Genomic DNA, 6,907 nt, shown 5'->3' on the forward strand with positions numbered 1-6,907 from the left:
CAAATGACCTTTTTTAATTTAGGACATAGTGTCCAACTTCATTTTACAATCGGCCAAGATAAAAATCATTATTACTCAATAGTTTTTTCTATAAATAATAAAAAAGAGTTACCCTCTATATAAAATACAATAGGAATAACCCCTTTTTTAAAACTCATTTTTTAAATAATTTTATTTTCTGAGAAAAATGCAAAAATGCTCAAAGCCTTGCTACTGTAAGGCTCCCTTTTTTCCAGGAAAAATGCACGTTAATTATCAGTCACATTTTTACCCCAAAATGGAATGTACTTACTAAATTTTCTCCCAACATTAGGATCATAAATTTTTATCTTCTTTGCTTCAATTGCGTTATTTACTGCTTTTGAAACTAGTGAACTATCTCTAGACTGTAACTTAAAAGTATCGCGTAAACTTTTATTGCTAATCTGCTTATCCTCAACATACCTCAAACACGCATTCCAATAAATAGAATTAGTTCTTTCAGTAATAGACATATCTTTAAAACTCTTGGCACTTTTAATAGTTATTACTGTAGATGTACTGGTGGGTACTTTAATATCTAAAGAGGGTAAGCCATTATTTTCTAAAGCATTTACCACTTTATCTATTCCTGTACCTCTAGATTCAACTATATGAAACTTTTCCATTAAATCTGCTAAATCATTGTTTCTAGAAATTGGTGGAACATCTAAAAATCTTTCTGTAGGAATTAGAGGACTACCCGGATTAGTAAAAACTAATTTATTAGAGAATATTTCAACAGTAGGACTCATACCCTCTACTGTAAAATCTTGATGTACTAATTCATTAGCTATCAATTCTCTAATTGCAATTTCAGGAAAAATAGGGATATCTTTTCTTTTTCCATCAGAATAATTCTCTTTATATGGCACCCTATTCATAACGTTAGCAACTATATTCTTGAACCCGTTAATTATTCCCATTCTTCCTCTAACATCAAAAATTGCAGTATCTAACTTTTGATTTCCTTGATACTGTGTTATTCTAACAGTTCTCTTTTTAAGATTTGGAAATTGATTCATATCCTTTGCAAAAGCATATGCCGCTAAATTTGTGATATCAAAGTTATCTTTAACACTTCTTTTTAGTAATTTATCTTCAATCATTTGACTTATCAAGTCTTCTTTATTTAGATTGCCTAATAATTCAAAAATTCAAAATAAAACTTTAAATCCAATAAATCAAAAATCTCGTCAAAAGTTACATTTTCTTTTGCGATTTTTGATTCAAATTTTGTAGATTCAAATGCTTCCCAAATTAATCTTTCTTTTTCTGGAAATTCAGATAATGCTTTTTTAGAAGTACCTACTCTAATGTATCTCTTACCTTTAAAACTAATTGGTTTCGTCACTCTACTTACGTCAATAATAAGTAATACTACTCGCTTTTCTTTTAACCTATGTTCTTCCCAAAAAATATTTATTCGTGGATCAAGATATGTTTCCAAAAAGGTTTTTAATGGCATCTGATTGTGTCTAGAAGCTTTTTGTCCAGGATTAAAAGTGGTTCCTATAATTTCTTTTGTTTTATCTTGCACTCCCCAAATGAAATATGCAACTGATTGATGCAGCATTAGTGCCGAATTACCTAACGCAGAGATGTATTCTCCAAGTTTCTGTGAATCATCAAAATTGGATTTATATTCCATGATTTCTGATTCATCATGTTCTTCAATAATTTTTTCTAGTTCAAGATCACTTACACGATTATTTGCCATATTCTCCCTTTCAATATTCAATTACTTTTTCTCATTAATTTTATCAATTATCTACTCTAGAATCTTCTAATATCTACAAAAATATAGGTATTTAATTCATTTCGCTACAAAATATCCCGCGTCTTTAGTTATATGAAAGCCGCCCTGGACCTTCTCATCAACGTAATGTTTGAATTCGGGATAATGATTAAGCAGGATTTCATTCTGATTACCGTGGCAAGACAAAATATAAGAAATCAATGGCGTTGCTTCAGAAATTTCAATTGAATCATTGTACTTGTGACAAGTTACATCGTTAAAGTATTGACTAAGAATCTGTTCACCGTTGTCTAAACCGAAGCGCTCATACAGATTAGTGGAAGAAAGAACAATATTGGAATTAAAACTCTGCACTAGGTCAGTGATTTCATGCATGTGACGCTTGGAGTAGGTACTGCAGACAAAGGGAGCATTAGGTTTCAATACTCTGCGGATTTCCTTGAGGGTCTGAGGGATGTCATCACAGTAAAAAAGCATGTGGTTGGCAATTACTAAGTCAAAAGTGTTATCAACAAACGGAATCTTCTGCGCATCAAAGACGGCATATTGAAATTCCGAATTCTCACCGATCTCGCTCTTTGCATCAGCCAGAATTCCTTCGGAAATATCGGACAGAATAATGTTCACTCCTTCTGGCAAACGATCAATATTCTGCGACCACAAAGCACCATTGCCAGTTCCCAGTTCCAGCACCTTCATTCCCGGCTTAAGGTGCAAATTCTTGAACAGCCACGGGAACCAACCTTCCTTATTAGTAGAGTAATCGCGGTGCAAACGAATTCTAGCAGAGATATTCGTCGCATTCTTGTACTGCAAACTCAGCGACTGATTCATTGAAGTCAGATGGATCAAGTTCAGCATCTTGGACCAGTCAACCTGTTCATTCTGTTCCAGTGCCTTACTCGTTGAATCAATGGCGCCGACAACGTTCTTCATCTCTTCGAGCTGCTCTTCAGCAAGGCGCTTTTGGATCTGAAGTGACTCACGCAATAATTGTTGGTCCCCTGACCCGATAGTCATCTCACGGATATCGCTTAATGAAAAACCAAGGTACTTCAATAGCAGTATCTGCTGCAATTTGGCAAAATCTTGATCGGTATATAAACGTGCGCCGCTCTTAGTGTGCATTGCCGGTTTTAGTAAATTCTTCTGATCATAATAGCGAATTGTGCGAATTGAGACATGCGCCTTCTTCGCAAACTCACCGCTTGTGTAATGTTGTTGTGGCATGATGATGGTCCTTTAATAAGTCAAACCAAATTTATAACATTTTTAGGCGTTCTTGATATTTTTATACAATACTTGAAGCTTTTTTTAAATAGATATATTATAATAATTACAAATTGGATTTTTTCTATAATTTGTCAACTATAGCGGTAAAAATAGCGATTTTAGTCTCATAAAGAGCGATTTTACCGCAAATAATGAATAGTAATTACTTTTTATGGAGGAAAAGTATGAAAAGTATGAAAATTAAAAAAATATCAAAATTAAACAAGACGATGAGGTTTTACGAATTGTTACACCACCATTAAAAATCGTCTTAAATCAAGTTATAGATGATTATAAAGCATCTGCAGGAGGAAAATATGTTGATGGGATCTATGGATATCTTTGGTCCCGTAGATTAAATGCTATTTCACTTGCAATTTCTACCATTAGTAACCTAATAGAAATTCCAATTGACAGAAAAATTTGGAAAACAATGGCAGTCTTTAACAAGAATGATGGGACTCTTTATTTGGCCACATCACGTGACAATTTTTTTGTAATTCAAAAAGAAATCCAACAAGGTAGACGGAGTCACTATATGTATGCTTTAACTTCACAAAATTGTAAAAAATCTCAGCAACTCACTCTTGATGGATTAGAAGATCCTAATTCAAGTGAAGAGTATCGACTCGAAGAGGCTAAAAAAATTCTAGGTGAAAACTTCACTAATGTTAAAGTAACTTATATAATTACATACGACTACTTTATAGATGCTGCAGTCAATGGAAACATTTTCTTGGTTGATTCCAATTTTAATTTAATTGACACAGTAGAAATTCCTGAATATAAAGATCCTACTCCAACTAATGATGTGAAAATTTCTACTGATACAGAAATAGGATATCAGGAAAGTCACTCAAACCAAATTGTAAAGTGGAAAACTGATAAAGAAAAACGTCCAATGCAGAACAGGAAGATAATAAATGACACTTCAAATTAATGGTGAAAGATTAAAAGAAGCTCGACTATTTAATCATATGACAATGAGTGCCTTAGCAAGTAAGCTTAACGTCACTAAACAGATGATATCTAAATATGAACATAACAGATCTGAGATGAGCTCAAAAACATTACAAAAGTTGACACAAACTTTAAATTTTCCATTATACTTCTTTACAGATATTGAAAAAGTACCCTATCATGATGATGGTACTTTTTACCGTAGCAGGCTTACTGCTACTCAATCTGAAAAGCAACCAAGTAAAACTTACAAAAAGGCCGCTGCATATTTAAGAGATTACTTTGAAAATTATGTTGAATTTCCAAAATTACAAAACGATATGGAAATAGACGAAACACCTGAAAAAGCTGCTAATATATTAAGACGTCTCTGGGCATTAGATGATCAGCCAATTGTTGATATAGTTGATTTAATGGAACGGCACGGCCTAATAGTCGTTAATATTGATTTTGGTTCTGACAAGATTGATGCAAGAAGTGGATATGTACAAATAGGTCTCAATAAATACTATATTGTATTAGTTAATGAAACCAAACAAAACTTTTTTAGAGATCAATTTACTTTAGCACATGAATTAGGACATTATGCTATTCATGCAAATTTATACCATCCACAAGATGATTTACTTGGACAAGATTACAGAAGTATTGAAAATGAAGCAAACGATTTTGCTTCCGCTTTTCTAATGCCTAGAGAAAGTTTTACTCATGATCTAACTCAAGGCGATCACATTGACTTAAATACATTCGTTAATCTTAAATCTAAATGGAATGTATCAATAGCAGCAATGATCCACAGAGCACATAATTTAGAAATAATAAGCGACAATGATTATGTGAAATTTCAAAAGCAAATAAGCTACAGAGGTTGGCGCACAAAAGAGATAATGGATGATGAAAAAGAAATGTCTAAACCTAAAGCGTTAACGCAAGCTTTATCATTACTTGAAGAGCACAATATTGTACATCCGAATAATTTGAATGATAAATTACGTGAAATGTATGGCATTGTCTTTCCAAATGAAATTTGGTCTCAAATTTTAGGAATAGATTTGAACAAATTTAGAAACAGTATTGTACAATTCAAAAAACTTAATTCCATTTCAACTGATGAATAACATTTGATTTTATTGGCGTATTCCTTTAGAATGATTATAGAAAGATCAATCCCTTCGCTTAATGGATACGTCCTATCGCGAAGGTTTTTTTATACTTAAATTTATGAAAGAACATAGCATTCCACTTAGATATATTGATCAGCTAGCACTATTTAAAATGCGAGGTATTAATGGCATTTCCTTGTCAGTTCATAAAACTAATACTTATAGATTAAATAAGCAACTAAAGACTATTAGTACGATTGGATACTATAATTTGAAAAATTATGCTAATCCCTATTATGATAAGTCAAGCAATAGATATAACCATATCTCTTTTGATAGATTAGTTGCACGTTATTATCGCGATAAACATTTAAAGCAAGCTGTCTTACATACAATTGAAGATATCGAGACTACTCTGAATACTAAGATCGCAAGCGTACTTGGCAAAAAATACGGTGCGCATGGATATTTAGATTTTAGATTATGGTGCCAAAGAGATTCTAAAAATAAATTCTTACATGGACAATACATGGATAAGTTTGCCATTTAAAGAGAACAATTAAAATTTTTGAGCAGTTTACAAAACAGTATTAAAAAATCCTATTCGAACGATGTACAACATTATTTAGAATGTACTGAACAAATTTATCCACCTATTTGGCTTGTAATGAATGAATTAACACTGGGAACAAGTATTCATTTATATAAGTTAATGAGTAAAAGTAATAAACGTGAAATTTCTGACTATTTTGGTTGTAAATCTGATGAATTAGTTAGTTGGTTAGAAAGTATTAATCTAATACGCAATATTTGCTGTCATAACGGAATTTTGTCAGATTTTAAACTCAGAACTAAAGCCAAAATTCCAAAAGAATATAAAACCAATAGTAGTTTAGGTAATATTCTATTAAAAAATGATTCTGGCATTTATACTAACCGTTTGGCCTTTCAACTTTGCGTTATAGTAAAATTAATGTCTAAAATCAATAATAAATACGCTTATAAAGATTTAAAAATCTCTATAAAAAAACTATTAGATAGTCACACCACACCGGAATATTATGGATTTCAAAATGCAGAAGCTATAGATAAATTATTTGACTTAAATTCAACAGAATCTACAGACACATTGATTGCATATTAGCGTAAACTAACTTAATCTAACTATTATAAATTAGTTTATAATAAAGAAGTATCCGGAAAACTCAGAAATTTAAAAACCCCACTAAATCTTAGTATTGACAAGCCTTGATTTAATGGAATTTTTACTTTGAACTGACTTAAAATTTAACGTAACTGTCTAAAAAACTACCTATCCTAGCTTCATTTCCTATCATATACTAGCTTCATCAATTATTTTGAAGGCAAGTTATGACTGAAAAACATCAAATAATTCCTATCACTTCTGTTCAAGATAGTCAGCTTCTTTTATCTTAGAAGAGAAAGGATATGGAATTCAAAGCATATAATTCACTGGATCCCATGGTTTTGCAGGATATCGTAGATCGGATCTTATCATGATCAAGTTATCTGATTTAGGTCAGGTCTATATCGTTTGCGGGAAGACTGATATGCGCCGCGGTATTGATACCTTGGCAAGTATGGTGAAAGATAAGTTTAATCTTGATCCCTTTTCTGGTCAGGTATTCTTGTTTTGCGGCGGAAGTAAGGATAGATTCAAGGCCTTATATTGGGACGGACAAGGATATTGGTTACTCTATAAAAGATTCAAAAACGCCAAGAAGAACTAAAGCCATTATTTGAAGAATTCTTTGAATGGTGTAGAAACAGTCAA

The 6,907-nt window shown here is 32.1% G+C and carries 6 protein-coding genes and 1 pseudogene; 4 read left to right on the forward strand and 3 right to left on the reverse strand.

Annotation, left to right across the window (positions count from 1 at the left end; translation table 11 throughout):
* Positions 1-248: 248 nt before the first annotated feature.
* The 3 genes from FC46_RS10385 to FC46_RS09320 all read right to left on the reverse strand — a co-directional run bounded on the left by FC46_RS10385 (position 249) and on the right by FC46_RS09320 (position 3,007).
* Positions 249-1,127, reverse strand: coding sequence for an ATP-binding protein (locus tag FC46_RS10385; RefSeq protein ID WP_057800074.1), 879 nt, complete (start codon positions 1,125-1,127; stop codon positions 249-251).
* A gap of 32 nt (positions 1,128-1,159) precedes the next feature.
* Positions 1,160-1,738: an AlbA family DNA-binding domain-containing protein gene (locus FC46_RS09315; RefSeq protein ID WP_057800075.1), complete on the reverse strand. Its 579-nt coding sequence runs from the start codon at positions 1,736-1,738 to the stop codon at positions 1,160-1,162.
* Between the two features lie 96 nt (positions 1,739-1,834).
* Entirely contained in the window at positions 1,835-3,007 is a 1,173-nt protein-coding gene (locus FC46_RS09320; protein WP_057800077.1) for a MerR family transcriptional regulator, read from the reverse strand.
* 286 nt (positions 3,008-3,293) lie between these two features.
* Here FC46_RS09320 and FC46_RS09325 point away from each other — a divergent pair, with 286 nt between their 5' ends.
* From FC46_RS09325 to tnpB, 4 genes and pseudogenes are all read left to right on the forward strand, one after another.
* Positions 3,294-3,989 carry a DUF5986 family protein gene (locus FC46_RS09325; protein ID WP_476703086.1) on the forward strand — a complete coding sequence of 232 codons (696 nt, stop codon included), beginning with the start codon at positions 3,294-3,296 and terminating at the stop codon, positions 3,987-3,989.
* Positions 3,973-5,127 (forward strand): helix-turn-helix domain-containing protein, encoded by a 1,155-nt coding sequence (locus FC46_RS09330; RefSeq protein ID WP_057800083.1) that lies wholly within the window; start codon positions 3,973-3,975, stop codon positions 5,125-5,127. The genes FC46_RS09325 and FC46_RS09330 overlap by 17 nt, the downstream gene beginning before the upstream one ends.
* Before the next feature lie 157 nt (positions 5,128-5,284).
* A pseudogene (locus tag FC46_RS10390) lies at positions 5,285-6,256 on the forward strand (Abi family protein).
* Between the two features lie 373 nt (positions 6,257-6,629).
* Positions 6,630-6,863 (forward strand): IS66 family insertion sequence element accessory protein TnpB, encoded by a 234-nt coding sequence (gene tnpB, locus FC46_RS09345; protein ID WP_236702313.1) that lies wholly within the window; start codon positions 6,630-6,632, stop codon positions 6,861-6,863.
* Positions 6,864-6,907 lie beyond the last annotated feature (44 nt).

It is taken from the genome of Lactobacillus kalixensis DSM 16043, assembly GCF_001434335.1.
GTDB lineage: Bacteria > Bacillota > Bacilli > Lactobacillales > Lactobacillaceae > Lactobacillus > Lactobacillus kalixensis.